Genomic DNA, 330 nt, shown 5'->3' on the forward strand with positions numbered 1-330 from the left:
CCTTAACACAGAAAATTTGAAGGAATACCTTAATAATTCAGCGGCGGCCCTAAAGCCATCCAGTATGGCACACAGGATACGTTTTATGAAATCGCTATTCCGTTGGTGCCACGAAGAAGGTCATATACAACATAACCCTGCTTCAAAGATAAAGGAACCTAAAGTCGGAAAACGCATACCGAAGTTCTTAACTGAAAAAGAAATCGAACTTCTGCGTGAAGCGTGTGTTAGCCCGATGGAAAAAGCCTTGTTTGAATTTATGTTCTCAACAGGATGCAGGATCGGGGAAATTGTTTCGCTTGAACGTAATTGCATTAATTGGTCCAATCG

1 protein-coding gene is annotated in these 330 nt (G+C 41.5%); it reads left to right on the forward strand.

Annotation, left to right across the window (positions count from 1 at the left end; genetic code table 11):
• The coding region (locus RB160_RS23995) for a tyrosine-type recombinase/integrase (protein ID WP_316572960.1) at positions 1–330 on the forward strand (330 nt) is incomplete at both ends.

This window comes from Neobacillus sp. YIM B06451 (assembly GCF_032667185.1).
Classification (GTDB): domain Bacteria; phylum Bacillota; class Bacilli; order Bacillales; family Cytobacillaceae; genus Bacillus_D.